This window comes from Chryseobacterium sp. MA9 (genome assembly GCF_024399315.1).
Lineage (GTDB): Bacteria > Bacteroidota > Bacteroidia > Flavobacteriales > Weeksellaceae > Chryseobacterium.
This window is the reverse complement of the sequence record NZ_CP075170.1, coordinates 4,127,888-4,146,029: the sequence shown is the minus strand read 5'-3', so window position 1 is coordinate 4,146,029 and position 18,142 is coordinate 4,127,888. Positions and strand designations below refer to the sequence as shown.

23 protein-coding genes and 1 pseudogene are annotated in these 18,142 nt (G+C 36.1%); 15 read left to right on the top strand and 9 right to left on the bottom strand.

The window, feature by feature from the left end:
- Window position 1 precedes the first annotated feature (1 nt).
- A complete protein-coding gene (locus KIK00_RS18940) occupies window positions 2-1,546 on the bottom strand; it encodes a serine hydrolase (RefSeq protein WP_255813860.1) in 1,545 nt (514 codons plus the stop codon).
- 88 nt (window positions 1,547-1,634) lie between these two features.
- Here KIK00_RS18940 and KIK00_RS18935 point away from each other — a divergent pair, with 88 nt between their 5' ends.
- The 6 genes from KIK00_RS18935 (at window position 1,635) to rsmD (ending at window position 5,124) form a co-directional block, all read left to right on the top strand.
- Window positions 1,635-2,099 (top strand): hypothetical protein, encoded by a 465-nt coding sequence (locus KIK00_RS18935; protein ID WP_255813859.1) that lies wholly within the window; start codon window positions 1,635-1,637, stop codon window positions 2,097-2,099.
- 87 nt (window positions 2,100-2,186) lie between these two features.
- Window positions 2,187-2,636 (top strand): hypothetical protein, encoded by a 450-nt coding sequence (locus KIK00_RS18930; protein ID WP_255813858.1) that lies wholly within the window; start codon window positions 2,187-2,189, stop codon window positions 2,634-2,636.
- Window positions 2,636-3,133, top strand: coding sequence for a metallophosphoesterase (locus tag KIK00_RS18925; RefSeq protein ID WP_255813857.1), 498 nt, complete (start codon window positions 2,636-2,638; stop codon window positions 3,131-3,133). Before KIK00_RS18930 ends, KIK00_RS18925 begins: the two co-directional genes overlap by 1 nt.
- A 105-nt stretch (window positions 3,134-3,238) precedes the next feature.
- The gene (locus KIK00_RS18920) at window positions 3,239-3,733 is read left to right on the top strand and encodes a Smr/MutS family protein (protein ID WP_255813856.1); all 495 of its coding nucleotides are present in this window, start codon (window positions 3,239-3,241) and stop codon (window positions 3,731-3,733) included.
- Window positions 3,734-3,751: 18 nt separating this feature from the next.
- Window positions 3,752-4,468, top strand: a complete 717-nt coding sequence (locus tag KIK00_RS18915) for a DUF3822 family protein (RefSeq protein ID WP_255813855.1) — start codon at window positions 3,752-3,754, stop codon at window positions 4,466-4,468.
- 83 nt (window positions 4,469-4,551) lie between these two features.
- On the top strand, window positions 4,552-5,124 hold the full coding sequence (gene rsmD / locus KIK00_RS18910; RefSeq protein WP_255813854.1) for a 16S rRNA (guanine(966)-N(2))-methyltransferase RsmD: 573 nt from the start codon (window positions 4,552-4,554) through the stop codon (window positions 5,122-5,124).
- Here rsmD and KIK00_RS18905 read toward each other — a convergent pair.
- Window positions 5,121-5,468 carry a helix-turn-helix domain-containing protein gene (locus KIK00_RS18905; protein ID WP_255813853.1) on the bottom strand — a complete coding sequence of 116 codons (348 nt, stop codon included), beginning with the start codon at window positions 5,466-5,468 and terminating at the stop codon, window positions 5,121-5,123. The genes rsmD and KIK00_RS18905 overlap by 4 nt on opposite strands.
- A gap of 84 nt (window positions 5,469-5,552) precedes the next feature.
- Here KIK00_RS18905 and KIK00_RS18900 point away from each other — a divergent pair, with 84 nt between their 5' ends.
- Window positions 5,553-6,152 (top strand): NAD(P)H-dependent oxidoreductase, encoded by a 600-nt coding sequence (locus KIK00_RS18900; protein ID WP_255813852.1) that lies wholly within the window; start codon window positions 5,553-5,555, stop codon window positions 6,150-6,152.
- Between the two features lie 70 nt (window positions 6,153-6,222).
- On the opposite strand, the gene murI is transcribed toward KIK00_RS18900, so the two are convergent.
- The 5 genes and pseudogenes from murI to KIK00_RS18875 all read right to left on the bottom strand — a co-directional run bounded on the left by murI (window position 6,223) and on the right by KIK00_RS18875 (window position 11,533).
- A complete protein-coding gene (murI, locus tag KIK00_RS18895; RefSeq protein ID WP_255813851.1) occupies window positions 6,223-7,053 on the bottom strand; it encodes a glutamate racemase in 831 nt (276 codons plus the stop codon).
- A 61-nt stretch (window positions 7,054-7,114) separates the two neighbouring features.
- The gene (hemW, locus tag KIK00_RS18890) at window positions 7,115-8,239 is read right to left on the bottom strand and encodes a radical SAM family heme chaperone HemW (RefSeq protein ID WP_255813850.1); all 1,125 of its coding nucleotides are present in this window, start codon (window positions 8,237-8,239) and stop codon (window positions 7,115-7,117) included.
- 51 nt (window positions 8,240-8,290) lie between these two features.
- Window positions 8,291-9,241: a PorP/SprF family type IX secretion system membrane protein gene (locus KIK00_RS18885; protein ID WP_255813849.1), complete on the bottom strand. Its 951-nt coding sequence runs from the start codon at window positions 9,239-9,241 to the stop codon at window positions 8,291-8,293.
- Window positions 9,242-9,292: 51 nt separating this feature from the next.
- A pseudogene (locus KIK00_RS18880) lies at window positions 9,293-10,368 on the bottom strand (RluA family pseudouridine synthase).
- A 73-nt stretch (window positions 10,369-10,441) separates the two neighbouring features.
- The gene (locus KIK00_RS18875; RefSeq protein WP_255813848.1) at window positions 10,442-11,533 is read right to left on the bottom strand and encodes a PASTA domain-containing protein; all 1,092 of its coding nucleotides are present in this window, start codon (window positions 11,531-11,533) and stop codon (window positions 10,442-10,444) included.
- A gap of 156 nt (window positions 11,534-11,689) precedes the next feature.
- On the opposite strand from KIK00_RS18875, the gene KIK00_RS18870 reads away from it, so the two are divergent.
- From KIK00_RS18870 to KIK00_RS18855, 4 genes are all read left to right on the top strand, one after another.
- A complete protein-coding gene (locus KIK00_RS18870) occupies window positions 11,690-12,673 on the top strand; it encodes a D-alanine--D-alanine ligase (protein WP_255813847.1) in 984 nt (327 codons plus the stop codon).
- A gap of 84 nt (window positions 12,674-12,757) precedes the next feature.
- The gene (coaD, locus tag KIK00_RS18865; protein WP_047098871.1) at window positions 12,758-13,222 is read left to right on the top strand and encodes a pantetheine-phosphate adenylyltransferase; all 465 of its coding nucleotides are present in this window, start codon (window positions 12,758-12,760) and stop codon (window positions 13,220-13,222) included.
- 56 nt (window positions 13,223-13,278) lie between these two features.
- Complete coding sequence (locus KIK00_RS18860; protein WP_255813846.1) at window positions 13,279-13,506, top strand: four helix bundle protein; 228 nt, start codon at window positions 13,279-13,281, stop codon at window positions 13,504-13,506.
- Window positions 13,507-13,681: 175 nt separating this feature from the next.
- Window positions 13,682-14,314, top strand: coding sequence for a trimeric intracellular cation channel family protein (locus KIK00_RS18855; protein WP_255813845.1), 633 nt, complete (start codon window positions 13,682-13,684; stop codon window positions 14,312-14,314).
- A gap of 64 nt (window positions 14,315-14,378) precedes the next feature.
- On the opposite strand, the gene KIK00_RS18850 is transcribed toward KIK00_RS18855, so the two are convergent.
- The gene (locus KIK00_RS18850) at window positions 14,379-14,948 is read right to left on the bottom strand and encodes a DUF2892 domain-containing protein (protein WP_149388540.1); all 570 of its coding nucleotides are present in this window, start codon (window positions 14,946-14,948) and stop codon (window positions 14,379-14,381) included.
- A gap of 75 nt (window positions 14,949-15,023) precedes the next feature.
- Window positions 15,024-15,518, bottom strand: coding sequence for a dihydrofolate reductase (locus tag KIK00_RS18845; protein WP_255813844.1), 495 nt, complete (start codon window positions 15,516-15,518; stop codon window positions 15,024-15,026).
- Window positions 15,519-15,591: 73 nt separating this feature from the next.
- Here KIK00_RS18845 and KIK00_RS18840 point away from each other — a divergent pair, with 73 nt between their 5' ends.
- The 4 genes from KIK00_RS18840 (at window position 15,592) to KIK00_RS18825 (ending at window position 18,139) form a co-directional block, all read left to right on the top strand.
- Window positions 15,592-16,197, top strand: a complete 606-nt coding sequence (locus KIK00_RS18840) for a LemA family protein (protein WP_047377718.1) — start codon at window positions 15,592-15,594, stop codon at window positions 16,195-16,197.
- Between the two features lie 3 nt (window positions 16,198-16,200).
- On the top strand, window positions 16,201-16,629 hold the full coding sequence (locus KIK00_RS18835; protein ID WP_185097844.1) for a TPM domain-containing protein: 429 nt from the start codon (window positions 16,201-16,203) through the stop codon (window positions 16,627-16,629).
- Window positions 16,610-17,422, top strand: a complete 813-nt coding sequence (locus KIK00_RS18830; RefSeq protein WP_255813843.1) for a YgcG family protein — start codon at window positions 16,610-16,612, stop codon at window positions 17,420-17,422. The genes KIK00_RS18835 and KIK00_RS18830 overlap by 20 nt, the downstream gene beginning before the upstream one ends.
- A gap of 195 nt (window positions 17,423-17,617) precedes the next feature.
- Window positions 17,618-18,139 carry an NAD(P)H-dependent oxidoreductase gene (locus KIK00_RS18825; RefSeq protein WP_255813842.1) on the top strand — a complete coding sequence of 174 codons (522 nt, stop codon included), beginning with the start codon at window positions 17,618-17,620 and terminating at the stop codon, window positions 18,137-18,139.
- Window positions 18,140-18,142 lie beyond the last annotated feature (3 nt).

Here is an 18,142-nt window from a genome sequence, read left to right as displayed (position 1 = left end):
TTTATTTTCTCTTCAAATCCAGATCATCAAAATCAAAACTGAAATCTGTTACATCAGAAATTGCCTTCAGCCTTGCGGATTCTGCTTTTCCGTTTTCGTCATAACTGAAAATAATATAAGCGTCTGCATCATAGCTTCTATCATCCCATTTGATAATGAAAGAATTGTTGGAATAAGGAAGCAGCTCTCCTTTTAATCTTGGAGAGTTTTTACATGAAATTCTGTATACATTTCCTTCTTGTGCAATTTCTACATCGCCAAACCAAACATCATTATAAGTTCCTGTAAACTGTTCTGCTTTTGGCTGAAGAGATTTTTCTTTTTTGAAGGCTTCTGATTTTGCAAAGGCATCTTTCTTCTGTTTGTTGAACTCAGTCTCCATTTTAGACATTCTGTCGCCATATGTTTTCAGCCAGTTTCTGTCTGCCACGCCAAGATAAGAATCTTTCACTGTATTGGTAATGGTATTGAAAGCAGCTCCGGACTGTTGGTTCGTTAAAACTACAATTCCCAGTTTCATATCCGGGATTAAAGTAAACTGTGTAACCGTTCCAATCAATCCTCCTGTGTGCTGTACCTGTTTATGTCCTTTAACATCACTCAGGAACCAGCCTAAACCATATCCGTAGAAGCTTGTATCGTATGGATTTTTTGCCGCAACTCTGTCAGGGATCTGAAGATTCCACAGTTGTTGAACATTTTTATCTGAAACTAATTTTTTCCCATCCTTGGTGGTGAAATTATTTAACAGACATTCTGCCCAAGCTGTCATATCCTTAATATTACTCATAATTCCTCCTGCAGCATTTGCTGTTTCGTTCCAGTCGTGAGGAACAGCAATGGCTTTTCCATCTACTGGAGCATGAGCGTCAATTTTATTGGCTGTAGTTTTTGCTCTGCTGTAACTTCCAAAGCTTGAAGTCATTCCTACAGGCTTCATAATTCTCTGCTCAATAAATTCTGCCCAGCTTAATCCGGAAACCCTGTGAATCACTTCTCCGGCAACAATAAACATGATGTTATTGTAATCCAATTTTGTTCTGAAAGGATTTTCAGGTTTCAGGTATCTTACGTTGTGAACGATATCATTAACCGTTAAGCTTCCTCCTTCCGGAAAAAACATAAGATCTCCCTGTCCAAGGCCTAATCCAGCTCTGTGCGTAATAAGGTCCTTTATTGTTACATTTTGAGAAACATATGGATCATACATTTGAAACTCAGGAATATATTTGGAAACTTTATCATCCCAGTTCAGTTTTCCTTCATCTGCTAAGATCGCCAGTGCCACACATGTAAAACCTTTAGAGTTGGAAGCAATTCCTACCAATGTATTATCATCCATAGGCTGTTTGGTTGTAAGAGAACGTACTCCAAAACCTTTGGAGTAAATCATTTTCCCGTCTTTTACAATTCCTACGGACATTCCAGGTACATCAAAGGTTTTCAGGGTATTTTGGATCAGTTCATCCAGCTTTTTTTCTTCAACCTGCGCATTAGCCAATCCTACGGTCAAAAGAAAAATGAAAAAAGAAAGTTTCTGTTTCATTGTTTATTTTAATTTTCCCAAATTTACTAAATATTAAGTGATGCTAATTTTAGCAGTGTTAAAACTTTATGATAAATCAGTTGTATTCATGAAAAAGACTATTTGTATCTGTATTTTCTCTCTTTTCGCAGTCAGTGGTATCAAAGCCCAGGACAGAACTTCCAATCCGTTACTTTTACAAACCTGGAATCTCAGTAAAATGGATACTTATATTTATACCTACGAAAAGCAGGATGGTTTTGAGGCAAGAAGAGAAGGAATCAGATTTCAGAAAAATGGAAAAGTAACAGGAAACCTGATTAAATCTACATTAAGATATGATACTTTGGAAGAACCGGTTACTAAAAATGAAAAACCAGACCGTTACATCGGGAGTTGGAAAAAAGCTTCAGATTCTACAGTAACTCTAGTATTTCCTTCCAATACAAATATGACCGGTACTTTTGTTATTTCAAAGCTTACTGAGAATCAACTGAAGCTAAAAAAGGTTTTCAGTGTGGATATAGAAAAGAAACTGGATTCTATCCGAAGAACAAAAAATATTACTGACTGATAATTGAAAATTGCCCTCTGAAAGCAATCATATCTGATAAGTTTGTTAAAGCTTCTTATATTTGCAGTCTTAAAAAAATATCAAAAAATGGCAGTAAACAGATTATTAGCTCTATTTTTATTGATGGTAGGCTGTAATTTATATTTCTCTCAGGATGTAACCATCAAAGATGATAAAGTTTTATTGGATGGGAAACAGATTCTGAAGGCTGAAAAAATCAATGCAGCCCAATATTCATTTTTTTCCATGAAGGATGATGAAGAGATTCTTCTTTACCGATATATGGACAATGAAACTCCAAGCTATGTAAGTGATGATTATTTTATCCTGAATTTTCTGCCTGAAAAAACAAAAGTAGAATCAACAGATATAGCCAAAATTGCCAATTTTATGAATTCTAAAAAAGGAATGGAAAAGCTGGTAAAATGGTTATTAAAAGAAAGAGTGATTAATCATGACGGAGAACTGAATTCTGACCGTGTAGCGATATTCAAAGATAAATACCACGAAAATATTACAGAAAGAACCCTAAGATAATGACAAAGATCCTTCTCCTTTCCGACACTCACTCATATATGGATAACCGGATCCTGGAATATGCTTCTCAGGCCGACGAGGTATGGCATTGCGGAGATTTTGGAAATCTGGATGTCATTGAACAGCTGGAAAAGATAAAACCTCTGAAGGGTGTGTACGGGAATATTGATGATGCTAAAATTCAGGCTGAGTTTCCTGAAGTCAACCGTTTCTTCTGTGAAAAACTGGAAGTTTTGATGATTCACATCGGAGGTTACCCCGGAAGATATACTCCACTTGCTAAAAAAGAAATAACCGAAAAAGCTCCAAAATTATTTATTTCAGGGCATTCACATATTTTGAAAGCGATGTATGATGAGAAAAATCACCTGCTGCACCTTAATCCCGGCGCCTGTGGAAAACAGGGCTGGCATAAAGTAAGAACAATGATGCGCTTTGTGGTAGACGGTGAAGAAATCAAGGATCTGGAAGTTATTGAATTGGGACCGAGAGTCTGATCAATGGGAAAGTTTGAGGATTTAAGGGTAAAGGAGTTTGCCTTCAATACGTTTTACTTTCTACCTTTGCACAAAATATTGGGTTCAGACAATTCTTAAAAAATTATGAAGATCGGCGATAAGGTTTCGGTAGTTGATGAAGATTTAAGCGGAGTAATTACTTCCGTAAAGGGAAATATTGTCGTTTTTAAGGATGAATATGGTTTCACTCACCAGTATGCAAAAGAAAAACTGGTTCCGAAGGATTCAGATCTTTATGAAAATATCAGAGTGGTAAGGAAAGCAGAACCTAAAAAGATCATTTCTAAGAAACACCAGAAAAATCATTTGGTTTTAGACCTGCATTTTCATAATTTGGTGAAGAATCCAAGTGATTATGACAGCTTCGAAAGATTGTTTATTCAAAAGGAAAAACTGATTGAAGTGATTGAGTTTTGCAGAAGAAACAACCTGAAGAGACTGGAGATTGTTCACGGTATTGGTGATGGGATTTTACAGAGGATGGTTCGGGATGTATTGGAAAGCCAGGTTAATATTGATTTTTATAATAAGGAAATACTTCACCATCAATCGGGTGCGGTAATGGTAGAATTTCACTAAATTTGCAGCAATTGAAATATGAACGTACTTAATTTACTTTTTACCAAAGACGGATTGATCTGCCAGATTGTTAAAAACAAAAGCATTCTGGAGGAAAAGTCTTATTTCGTTACTGAAGAGACACCAGCCAATCTTATTGAGCAAAAGCTGGATGAAGTTCTTATCAAGCAGCGCTATGACGAGATTCAGGTGATTTCAGCATTTAATCATTTTACCCTGATGCCGGAAGGTTTTTCTGAGCATGAGGCAGGATTTGACCTGATTGCCTTCAACGCTCCTACTGATAGAGAGAAGGAAGAACTGATGCTTTCTATCAACAAAAAATTCAACATTCAATTTTATTATACTTTCCCGAAGAACTACTATAAGAAAATAAAAGAACTGGCCATACCTGCTCATTTTAATTTCTCCGGAGAAAAGTTCCTAAGCTCAATCAATAACAAAACCAATAAAGAAATTCACATTAATCTTTACCATAATCAATGTGAGTTTTTTGCAATTGATAATAAGAAAATCATTCTTTATAATAACCTTGATGTCAACTCAGAAGTAGATTTCCTTTACTTCATTATGTTTACATTGAGCAAGATAGGATTTGGAATCAACGAAACCAACTTTTATGCTTATGGAGAAACTACGGAAAATGAAACATTCATCTCCGAGCTTCAGAAATTTGTTAAAAATCTGAAAATTGTTTTTGACAATATTCCAAACAAAAATTTTATACTTAATTAGGTTGCAGGCTGCAGGTAACAGGGATTAGAATACCCCAGTAATTACCTAAACCTATAATCTATCACCTAAACCCTAACAAAAATATGTTCAGAATAATATCAGGCAAATGGAAAGCCAAAAAAATTGCCGCTCCTAAAAACTTTGATGTAAGGCCTACTACTGATTTTGCGAAAGAGGCTTTATTCAGTATTCTGGAAAACAAATACGATACGCAGTCGATCTCCGTGCTTGATCTTTTTGCAGGAATTGGTTCTATTACCTTTGAATTTGCTTCCAGAGGATGTAAGAGTGTTACTTCTGTAGAAATGAATCCAAAGCATACGGCATTTATTAACTCTACCGCTTCTGAGCTTGATATGGCACTTCAGATCAATGTGCAGAGAGGTGATGTATTTGACTGGCTTAAAAAATTCAGAAATAAAAAATCATTTGAGATTGTTTTCTCAGATGCTCCCTTTGAAATGGAGGAGAAAAAGTATTATGAACTGATTTCTCTGGTTTTAAACAATAAATACCTGAAAGAAAACGGAGTTCTTATTGTAGAACACCAAAGCCGTATGAAACTGGAGCACCCCAATCTAATAGATACCCGAAAATACGGAAATGTAAGTTTCAGTTTTTTTGAACCGAATAAAGAAGATAATCAGGAACTTTAATTCCTGATTATTTTTTTTGATCTTTCCGGAGCTGTTTTCCCCCAATCTGTAATCGCTTCCAATACGGGAAGAAGGGTTTTTCCAAAGTCCGTTAAGGTATATTCAACCATTAATGGAGGTTTTTCTGTAAATACTTTTCTGTCAATAATATCGTCTTCTTCAAGCTGTTTAAGCTGAAGACTCAGCGTCCTTTCCGTAATGGTAGGAATTAGTTTTCTTAATTCATTGTATCTTTTAGCACCATCTATCAGGTGATATAAAATAACTGCCTTCCATTTTCCACCTATAAACCTCATGGTAACACTGGTACAGCATGGGTATGCTTTATCATCTATTGTATACATTTTTATACTATCCTTTTTTACCGTTATTGCAAAGTTAATAAACTTAAATTAATTTTGTAACTATAAAAATGATAGTACAAAATTATGAACTTTTTAGACAAAATGAAAAACAGATATACTGTAAAAAAGTATAACCCTCAGGGAAAAATCAGTGAAGAACAGATTGAAGAACTTAAAGAAATCCTGAATCTGAGCCCTTCATCTATTAACAGCCAGCCGTGGAACTTTATCTTTGTAAATGATTCTGAATTGAAAAAACAACTGGCAGAAGTTTCTTTTATCAATAAAGAAAAAGTATTAGACTGCAGCCATCTGATTATTTTTCAGGTGCTTAAGAATACAGCAGATTTTGAACAGCAGATTGAAGAAAGTCTTCCGGAAGGTAATATAAACTACTACAAAAACAGAGTAAAGTCAAAAGGTGAAGCCAGCGTAAAATCCTGGCTTGGACATCAGGTTTATTTATCACTGGGAGTACTGCTTTCTGCCTGCGCAGCTATGGGAATAGATTCAACTCCGATGGAAGGAATTGAACCAGAGCAATATGATGATCTACTAAAAAATGAAAAATATGAAACGTTATTTGCAGTTGCTATCGGACAGAAAGATGAAACGGATACGAATCAGCCAAAGTTTAATCCAAAGATGAGACTGAAAGCTGAAAAAGTAATTGTGGAAGCGTAACTTAATCACAAATTATTTCACAAAAGACACTCATAAAAAAGTCTGCCTCATACCGAAGCAGACTTTTTATTTATAATACTTTCAATTCTAAATCTATTGTTTTTCCAAAGAACTTCTTAGAGATCTTTTCAAAATTCTTGGTAAGATCGGAAAGGTAGAAGTGATAATCCGGTTTAGGATTGTTATCATTTAAAAGATTGTATTTATCCAGAATAATCTTCAGATGATTGGCTACAATATTCGGAGAGTCAATAACCCGAACTCTGTTTCCGTAATACTGCTTGATTTCATCAATTAAAAGAGGATAATGGGTACAGCCCAAAATGAGTGTTTCAATATTCTTTAATTTGCTATTACTTAAATAATTATAAATAATAGCATGGGTAATAGGATGATTTTTAAATCCTTCTTCAATAGCAGGAACCAGCAATGGCGTTGCCAGCTCATCCACTTTGATCCATTTATTATGCTTTCGGATACTCTTTTTGTATAATCCTGAATTTACTGTTGCTTTGGTAGCAATAACTCCTACATTATTGTGGATTTCGTAGGATACTTTTTCTGCTACGGGATTGATAACGTCTATGACCGGCACCTTACCTGCAACAGACTGCATAACTTCATTTAAAGCATTAGCTGTTGCCGTATTACAGGCAATCACAATAGCTTTACAGTTCTGCTCCAGCAGAAAATTGGTAATCTTTGTAGAATATTCAATAATGGCTTCCTTTGATTTTTCTCCGTAAGGAAGGTGTTTTGTATCCCCAAAGTAAATCAGATCTTCATTGGGCAGAAGTCTTTTAATTTCTTTGGCAACGGTAAGGCCTCCCACCCCGCTGTCGAAAATTCCGATAGGCTGGCTTGGCGAAAGATGTGAATAATCTTGTTTTTTAGTTTTCAAATGAGCTGAAATTTTATACAAAAATAGTGAATTTTATGGCATATCTGTATACATACAAACATTATACAATAAACAAATCTGATGCAATTCCGTCTGCCATAAACCAATGTTTCTCAGGAATTTTTAAATGATCATTTTCAATGATTAAAATCCCTTCTTCTATTTTCGTTTTGATTTCTGTCTGAAAATGCTCCAGTAATCTATCTGAAAATTTATTTTTTAAGCTCGTAAGATCTACACCCCAGATAGTACGCAGACCAATCATAATCATTTCATTGAACTGATCTTCCTTAGAAAGAATTTCTTCCTCTTTGGCCAACAGTTTATCATTAAGCTTTTTAATGTACTGCTGGTTATTGGCAACATTCCAGCTTCTGACATCAAAGCCGTTATAAGAATGTGCTGAAGGCCCTATTCCCAGATATTCCTGATATTTCCAATACGAAGAATTATGACGGGAGTAGAATCCGGGTTTGGCAAAATTGGAAACTTCATAATGTTCAAAGCCGTTATCTTTTAAAAAGTCGGATAAATAATAGAATTCTCTGTTTTGCTCTTCTTCTTTTGGACTTTTTACCTTTCCTTTTGAAATCCAGTTTTCCAAAGCAGTTTTGGGTTCTACCGTCAAAGCATAGGACGAAATATGCGGAACTTCCAATGCTATTGTTTTATTCAGATTTTCTTTCCAGATCTCAAGATTGGAGGTTGGTGAACCGTAGATCAAATCAATACTCAGGTTTTCAAAGCCAAAATCCTGTGCCCGTTTGATAGAACCTTCTGCCTCGGAAGCAGTGTGCGCTCTGTTCATTAATTTTAGATCCTCTTCAAAAAAACTTTGAGTACCAATAGACAATCTGTTCACTGGTGTTCCAGCTAGCTGCTTTAAAAAACTTTTATCTAAATCATCCGGATTGGCTTCCAGAGTAATTTCAATATCTTTTTCAAAACTGAAATACCGCAACACCTCATCAATTAAGGAATTGATTTCATCAACGGAAAGAATAGAAGGTGTTCCCCCTCCAAAATACAGGGATTTCAGCGTTCTGTTCTGTAATTCATCTTTTCTGAGCATCAGTTCAGTTTTCATTGTACGAAGCATATCATCCTTGAAATTCAGGGATGTTGAAAAGTGAAAATTGCAATAACTGCATTTTTGTTTACAGAACGGAATGTGAATATATATCATAAAAAAAGCTCTGAAATTTTTCAGAGCTCAAATTTATTTAAATTAAATTGATTAGTATCTAAATCCTCTAACATTAATAAAGTTGTCAAAGTTATAACCAAGACCAATCATGAAACTGTTTCCACCATAACTCTGGATATCAGATATTCCAAGGTTATAAGTTGCTCCGATCATGAATTTGTTGAATCTCACTTTTACAATTGGAGAAATACTCAGGTTCTGATTATCAAATCTGTTCTGAACCGTTCTGTAGCTAACCCCGAAAGAGAATGCATTGATATCATTAGAGAATGTAGCCATAAGGTTCCAGTCTATCATTCTCGTTGAGTTTGTATTAAGGTTGATTAATGCTGATGGTGCTAATGTAATATTATCAGCAATGTTCCAGTTATATCCTAAGTTTAAGAAGAATTTAATTGGAGAAGGCTCGTAGTTGTTTACGATAGAAGCATCATTGCTTAATGCGATATCATTTACGGAAACACCTCCGAATAAGCCTCTATAGGTAGCAGCCAAACCGAAGTTCGCATACACCATGAAGATATTACTTTCCTCACCTCTCAATAACGGGTCGCCTCCTTCTTCAGTATTAATTTTAGAATAATCAAAGTTCATGTTATAGAAGTTAACACTTGTACCGAAAGAGAACTGGTCTTTTCTATCTCCTTCACTACTTAGAGGAATAAAATATGAAGCACCAGCTGTGATTCCCCCTGCAGAAATAGGTCCATTACTATCTCTGAATACGGAAATACCAGCACCTACTCTATCAAAGATATTCGCATTAATCCCGATTGACTGTACATTCGGAGAATTGTTGAACTTTGAAAATTGTTGTTGATAATTGGCGTTGAGCTGTACGTAATCTGTTTTTCCGTATTGAGCTGGGTTGAACAGGAACTCACCATCCAAAAGATATTGCTGATAGTATGGTAGTGATTCTTGTGCTTTGTATGCATTTGACAAAAGAGCTAAACATACGATAGCATATAGTTTTCTCATAACAAATCTTGATTTCAATTCAACAAATATAAAAAAATTCTCAATATATTTTTAGTTTTCCAAATAATTTCTCCATTTTTTTACGGCATCCGCCATATCTTTGGGCATTGGGCTCTCAAAATATAATTCCTTTTTAGTCGTTGGGTGTATAAATCCGAGGGTATGGGCATGAAGGGCATGTCTTGGTAAAATTTCAAAAACATTTTTAATAAATTGTTTGTATTTAGGAAGATTTACCCCTCTTAAAGGAGTGTGCCCTTCATATCTTTCATCATTAAACAAAGTATGGCCGATATGTCTGAAATGCGCCCTGATCTGATGGGTTCTTCCCGTTTCAAGTTTACATTCTACCCATGTCATGTATTTGAACCTTTCAAGGACTTTATAATGGGTTACAGCGTGTTTTCCCTGGCTGCCATCTTCATAGACAGACATCTGCATTCTGTTTTTAGGATGTCTTCCGATATGGCCTCTGATTGTACCTTCTTCATCCTGAGGGTTCCCCCACACAAAAGCCCAGTACAGTCTTTTGGTAGTTCTGTTGAAGAATTGTTTTGCCAGAAAGCTCAATGCATACTCATTCTTTGCGATCACCAGCAGTCCGGATGTATCTTTATCAATCCTGTGAACAAGCCCCACTCTGTCAAGATCAGACTTTGCTCCATTCTTTTCAAAATGGAAGGCCAGCGCATTCACCAATGTCCCGTCCCAGTTTCCGAATCCCGGGTGTACTACCATTCCAGCTTCCTTATCCACTACCACAAGGTCATCATCTTCATAAATAATATTTACAGGGATATCCTGCGGAATAATGACATTCTCTCTTGGAGGATGGGTAAGCAGTACCGAAATCTGATCTCCAGGTTTCACACGGTAATTCTGTTTTACCGGAGTACCGTTCACTACAACGTTTCCTGCTCTGCAGGTCTGTGAAATTTTATTCCTTGAAGAATTCTGTCTGTAGATCAAAAGGAACTTATCAATTCTTAATGGCTCCTGTTTGCTGTCAACAGTGATATATTAAGATGTTCATACAATCCTTTATTTTCCTCGTCAATATCGATGTTTTCAATACTGTTGGAATCTAATAATTCTTCATCTAAAAAATCTTCGTTATCTTCTGACATTGTTTTATATTTTTTACACAAAAGGCCTCAACATTTTGCAGTTGAAGCCTGTATTTTTGATATTAATCTGATCTTATTCTACGACTACCTTCTTAGCTTTTGGCTTTTGAGCAGGCTGTTGTGTAGTTGTTGAAGCGGCTGGTTTAGCTGTGTGTACTGTAGTAGAGGCGGCAGTAGAAGTTTTAGGCTTCTCTGTTCCTGAAGCTGCAGGTTTAGAAGTCGTTGTCTGAGTCTTAGGGGTCTCAGTTTTTGGCACTTCAGGTTTTGGAGTCTCTCTTCTAGGTGCAGGAGCTTGTACTGGCGGTGCTTCATAGCTTGGTTCATTGTGCACTTCTTCATATCTTACCGGAGGAAGTGAAGTATCCACTTTCATTCTGTAAATAGAATTCAGCTGCTCTATTTTTGCTCTTAATTCTGCCGGAGTTTTCTTACTGGCCCAAAGGTCAATCTGCATTCCCTGATCACGAACATCTCCTGAAGCCGGGTCCTGATAATAAATAATATCCGATTCATCATTGCTTCCGTCTTCATGCTCTACCAATCCTACTTCAAACATACTTTTGGTAATGACAGCTCTTGCTTCTTTTACCGTAAGTCCTACTACATTTGGAATGGAAATATTTCTCATAGGTCCTGATCCTACCACGACATCAATAACGGAAAATCTAGGTAAACGTGCCCCCGGATTTACAGCATTTCCTTTATATAAAATTCTTAAAAGGGCATCCTTCTGAATACTCGGTTCATAAATGGTATCTCCAATTTTAAGACCCACCTGATCCAATCTCTGGAATGCCAGCCCTGAATATTTATTAATAACATCCGGAACGGCAATTGGAGCCCATGTTCTCGGGTTTACTGTAAGGTGTACTGTTCTTCCGTCCTTTACACGGGAACCCGGTGCAGGATAAACCTGAAGAACCTGGAATGGTCTGTATTTAGGATTATAGTTAGCACTGTCTACTTCATATTCCAATCCGGTATCATCTAAAATTTTAACAGCGTCATGTATAGATTTATTAACAATATTAGGAACAGGTATTTCCTGTCCATGATTTGTATGGTGTTCCAACCAGCGAAATGTGAGCCATACCAACCCTGCAAAAACACCGATGGCTATTACTAAATTCAGTAAAACTTTCCAATTGAAAAGTGATTTAAGCATACTTAAAAATACTTTAATTATAACCGCAAATATAGCTAATAATTTTAGAATGGACTTTTTATTTAACACAATTCATTTTTGATCTTAAAATTTGCCGATTTCCCATATTGCATTACATAAAATGTTTAAATTTGCCTTAATTGATACTATATGGTTATGAACAAAAAAAGTGTTGCCGTAGTAATGGGAGGCTATTCTGATGAATATGTCGTTTCTTTAAAAAGCGGACAATTGATTTATGATTCTTTAGACAGAAATCTCTATGATGTATATAAAGTAGTAGTCCTTAAAGATGAATGGTATTTTTTAGGAGAAAATGATAAAAAATACGAGATCAACAGGGGTGATTTTTCTGTAACATTAGATAATGGAGAAACCTTCAAGTTTGATGTCTGCTTCAATATCATCCATGGAACTCCGGGAGAAAACGGAATTCTTCAGGCATACTGGGATGCAATAGGTCAAAAATATACAGGATGTGATTTTTACCAGAGTGCTCTTACTTTCAATAAAAAAGATACTCTTGCCGTACTATCAAAGTATGGAATTCCTTCCGCGAAAAGCATCTATTTAAGAAAAGGTGAGGAAATCAATGTGGATGAGATTGTATCAGAATTAAATCTTCCATTATTTGTAAAACCTAACCAGTCCGGATCTTCTCTGGGAATCTCTAAAGTAAAGGAAAAATCTGAACTTATTGCCGCTACTGAAATTGCATTCAAGGAAGATAATGAAATTCTGATTGAAAGTTTCCTGGACGGTATGGAAGTTTCTGTAGGAGTTATTGATTTTAAAGGAGAAACCATCGTTTTAGGAATCACAGAAATTGTTCCTACCAATGAGTTTTTCGATTATGAAGCAAAGTATGAGGGTGCTTCTGAAGAAATTACACCAGCAAGAATTGATGATGAAACCACAAAAAGAGTGGAAGAAATTGCTAAAAGAGCATACGATTCATTAGGAATGAGCGGTTTTTCAAGAAGCGAATATATTTTAATGAATGGAATTCCTTACATGCTTGAAATGAATACCAATCCGGGATTCTCTCCTGCAAGTATTCTCCCACAACAGGCAAGACACTATGGAATTTCCATTATGGATCTTTGTGGAAATGAAGTTGAAAAAGCTTTAAATAAATAAAATAGAAGTTAGAAATTAGATGTTAGAAGCTAATTCAAGGTCTATAACAGATAATTCACTAATCAAAATTATAACTCGTACAACATGAAAATTGCTGTTTTCCCAGGGTCATTTGACCCGATTACACTAGGACATTACGATATTATAGAAAGAGCAGCCCCGCTATTTGATAAATTAATCATCGCCATAGGGCAGAATTCTCAGAAGAAATATATGTTCCCTCTTGAAAAAAGAATGGAATTTATCCAGAATTCCGTAGCAGAATTTCCCAATGTGGAAGTAGATTCATTTGAAGGCTTAACGGTAGACTACTGTTTTGAAAAAAATGCTCAATACATTATCAGAGGATTAAGAAACCCTGCCGATTTTGAATTTGAAAAAGCGATTGCCCATACCAACAGAACTTTAGCCCACAAAAAACTGGAAACGGTATTCTTACTGACCTCTTCTGGAAAATCTTTCATCAGCAGCAGCATCGTAAGAGAAATTATCACCCACGGCGGTGAGTATGAACTGATGGTTCCGGACTCAGTGAGAGTGGAGAGATAAATATATAAGTAATGAGTAATGAGCAATAAGTAATAAATCATTTTGATAGGATAGATTTGAACCAGATTTTCAGAGAAAGAACGAAAAGTTTTTCTATTGCTATCATTAAAACACTTTCTTCATTATCCTATTCGGACGATATTTCAATAATAAGGAAACAAATTATTCGATCAGCCACTTCTGTAGCTGCTAATTACCAAGCAGTATCCAGAACGAGATCCGAAAAAGAAAAATTTGCTAAGATGCCCATAGTAGTCGAAGAAATTGATGAAACTCAACTTTAGCTTGAAATTATTGAAGAATTAGAATATAAAAATCCGGAAAAAATTCTACATTTAAAAGCAGAATGTGAAGAACTTGTAAAGGTTATGACTAAATATAAGTTTAAACTTTCTCAAATTTAAATGGCATAATTTTTATTATTCATTGCTCATTACTTATCATTCATACTCATAATATATGCACGAACAGTTCAATTTTGCCATAGAAGTCCTGGGGACCATTGCTTTTTCCATGTCGGGAAGTTTTGCAGCCATGCAAAAACGGCTTGATCCGTTCGGAGTGCTTATTATTGCATTTGTAACTTCTGTGGGAGGCGGAACTGTAAGAGATCTTTTGCTTGATATTCCGGTATTCTGGATGCATGATATTCTGATGTGTACCCTGATCCTGGTGACCAGCATTTTTTCAATGATATTCAAATCTCTTGAGAAAAACTTTAAAGTAACCTTATTTATCTTCGACAGCTTTGGCCTTGGATTATTTACCATTATCGGAGTTCAGAAAGGTTTAAACGCAGGTATACATCCTATGATCTGTATTGCATTAGGAACCATAACAGGTTGTTTCGGAGGGATTATCCGGGATATATTGCTCAACAGGATTCCTTTGATTTTCAGAAAGGAAATTTATGCTACAGCATGTATTGTGGGAGGAGCTGCATTTCTCCTGATGACCAAATACACGCCGCTTTCTTATACTTTTGTACAGGTTTTCACCATTATACTGATTGTTGCCATTCGAACATTTGCTGTAAAGTACCATTGGCAGATACCTAAATTTTATGGTTATGATCAGAACTCAGAAATGTAAAATATATTTTCACAGATATAAAAAAAGCACCTTTTCAGGTGCTTTTGATTTTATTTTTTTCTGACTAGAAGAATTTTCCTCTATTTCTCATATTCGGGTTATGCATATGCTTCTGCATGGTTGGCATCTTCAGCTGATCTTTCATCATTTTGATCTGATCAGTCATCATTCCGGCACTGTCTAATCTTTTGGCTTCTTCCAATAATTTCTGCCCTTCCTGTTTTCTTCCTTTAGAAATAGCTGCTGCTGCAAGATTTAAAGTAGCCATCGCTCTGTCGTGTTTCATATTCAAACCATATTCCAAAGCTTTTTTCATGAAAGGTTCTACTTTTGCCGGGTGATCCTGAGCTTGTGTCAATCCTAATAAATAGTGAAAATATCCATATTGAGTTTTATGAAGCTGTCCTTTGTAATCAGTTATTTTTGACAACCACTCGCCGGCTTTTTCCATATTTTGTTTTCTCAGTTGCCAGAATGCCAACAGGATATATTCATTTTTAAAAAATAATAAGATCGGGATTGCAGCTAAGAGAAAAACAACAATACCCCATCCAAGATTTCTTGTGAAAATCATCAGATAAAGTCCTGCCAGGATAAGAAGTGCTGCTATTGCAATTTTTATGTACTTATTCATTATTAAATTTTAGAAGTGCAAAGATAAATAAATTAGAGATTAGAAGCTAGAAGTTAGAGGCTAGAATTCCTATAACTATTCACTCTTAATTCTTTCAAACGTCTGGAAGCAGAAATCATAGCCATTCTTTTCATCTTTATCATGACAGATTTCGTTTGTTTTTTTCCAGATTTTCGGATCTATTTTCGGAAAGAATGTATCTGCTTCAAGATCTGCTTTCACCAAAGTAACCTCAAGCCTGTCTACAGCTTCTATAGTCTGTTCATAGATGTTTCCTCCACCGATAACAAAAACTTCATCATCAATCTTTTTAGCAAACTTCAATGCTTCCTTAATGCTTCCTACAATAAGGATTCCTTCCTCAAACCAGTCTTTTTTTCTTGACACAACAATATTGGTACGGTTCGGAAGAGGTTTCCCAATACTTTCATATGTTTTTCTTCCCATTATAATCGGATGTCCTGAAGTAATATCTTTAAAATGTTTTAAATCTTTAGGAAGATGCCAAAGCAACTGATTATCAAAACCAATTTCATTTTTCTCTCCCATTGCCACCACTATTGTTGTCATTCAAATAATTTTTTACAAAATTAGCACATAATTTGTATATTTGGTTAGCACAAAAAATTTAAAAAAATAAACTATGAAAAATAAAGGATGTTTGGGCGCCGGAACAATTGGTATTGCCCTACTTATCATTGTTGCTGTTCTATTCTTCTGGGGAAAAAGCGGATATAATAATTTCGTAACCAAAGAACAGACAGTCAACACAAAATGGTCAAACGTAGAGACTGTGTATCAGAAAAGAGCGAACCTTATTCCTAACCTGGAAAGAACTGTAAAATCTTATTCAAAATTTGAACAGGAAACTTTGACGCAAGTTGTGGAAGCACGTTCTAAAGCTACTTCTATCAATATTGACCCTACAAACATGACTGAGGCTGATATTGCTAAGTTTCAGGCAGCACAGGGTGAGCTATCCGGAGCATTGAGCCGATTGATGGCTGTAGTAGAGTCTTATCCTAACTTAAAAGCAGACCAGCAGTATATCAACTTCCAAAGAGAATATACCGCTATTGAAAACAGCATCAGAACAGAAACTGTTTATTACAACGAAGCTGCGCAGGATTACAACACCTCTATCAAGACTTTCCCAAATAATATTTTGGCGAATTTTACCAACTTTAAAGAAAAACCTTATTTCAAAGCTGATGCAGGAGCTCAGAAAGCCCCTGAAGTATTCAAATAAATAATGGGTAATTTCCTAACAAATCAACAGATCGCTTCCCTAGTGGAAGCGATTCAGTCTGCGGAAGATCATTCTACGGGAGAGATCAGGGTACATATTGATTCCAATACGGATAGCCGTGATGCTAAGACGGCATTTGAGGTTTTCAAAAAACTCGATATGGATAAAACCGCTGAAAGGAATGCTGTGCTTTTTCATGTCAATTTCGAGCAAAAATATCTGACTATCATTGGAGATATCGGAATCCATGAAAAGGTAAAACAGTCTTACTGGGATCATCTTCACGACTATATTACTGCTGAATTTGCCAAAGGACATTATTACCAGGCACTGAAAAGTGCTATCCTGGAAACAGGACTTGAACTCAAAAAACATTTTCCTGTGGAAGGAGAAAATCCAAACCAACTCTCAAATGAAATTACGTTCTCTTAAAATAGTATTTTCATTTTTATTGCTTTGCTTTTACACTTTTGTATCAGCACAATACACTATTCCCGAAAAACCTGCCGTTCTTTATCCTGTTTTTGATGAAGCCAATCTGCTTTCTCAGCAGGAAAAAGATGCCCTTAATAATAAACTGATCAAGTTTGCAGATACTACCTCAACGGAAATTGAAGTAGTGATCATCCGCTCTACCAAAGGAGAGGATATCAACTTTCTGGCAACCATGTTTGGGCAGAAATGGAAAATCGGAAAAAAAGGGGTGGATAACGGTGTGGTTTTTCTTATCGCAACGGAAGACAGAACAATGTCTATCCAGCAAGGTCGTGCTGTAGAACAATACCTTACCGCTTCAGTAGCAGGACAGATTTTAGATTATATTGTCACGCCTAATTTTAAGAAAGGGCTTTGGTACGATGGAATCAATGGGGGAACCTCAGCTATTATGGAGGCTGTTCAGGGGAAATTCAAACCTGTAGCAACAACGGCTCCTTCTGGTAATGGAAGCGCTTTTAAAGTTCTTATTATCGCTTTTATTATTTTCATCATTATTGCCATACTTTTCGGTAACAGAGGAGGCGGACGTGGTGGAAATAATGACGACGACGATGATGTGATCATTACAAGAAGAGGACGTAGAAATTATCCCGGTGGTTTCTTCCCATTCCCTGGCAGCTTTGGAGGAGGTGGCTTTGGCGGTGGAAGTTCCGGCGGCGGTGGCGGATTCGGAGGCTTTGGCGGTGGCGGAAGTTTTGGAGGCGGTGGTGCATCTGGCGGATGGTAAATCAGTCAATCATTTTCAGAATATATAACAGATCAGGTCATCACGACCTGATTTTTTATTAAAAACCTAAAATAACATAGATTATTTAACTTTTCTTAATGTTAAATTGATTTTTTCGTATTAAAAAATTAACAAAAGCGTTAAAAAACCAACTTTAATTTAATATTTTTCACTATATTTACTGAAAACAGGATTATGAAGAAGACGCTGGTAGTATTTGCACACCCTTACCTGGAGCACTCCAATTCGAATGTAGAGCTCATCAATTTCTACGTTCGCCACCAGCATTATACCCTAAGAGATCTTTACGAAGAATATCCTGACTTTCATATTGCAGCTTTCAGAGAAAGAAAGCGTCTTAAAAATTACGAACGCTTTGTTTTCCAGTTTCCCCTGATATGGTTTGGAATGCCCCCTCTTCTCAGATTATGGATTGATGAAGTTTTCGACAGAGACTGGCTGAAAGAGGGTGAGTACAATCCCCTGGAAGGAAAAGAAGTCTATATACTGGTAACCACCGGCGGAAAAGAAAGATCATTCAGCAAAACCGGCACCTATCAATACACCATAGATGAGCTGATCAGCGGGCTCATTGTTTCTTTAAAGGTTTTCAAAGCCGATATCAAGCATATCAAGATCGTGTACGAAGCCAATAAGCTGTCTAAAAAAGAAATTATCCTGCATAAAAAAGAATTTACAGAACTCCTCAATCAATAATCT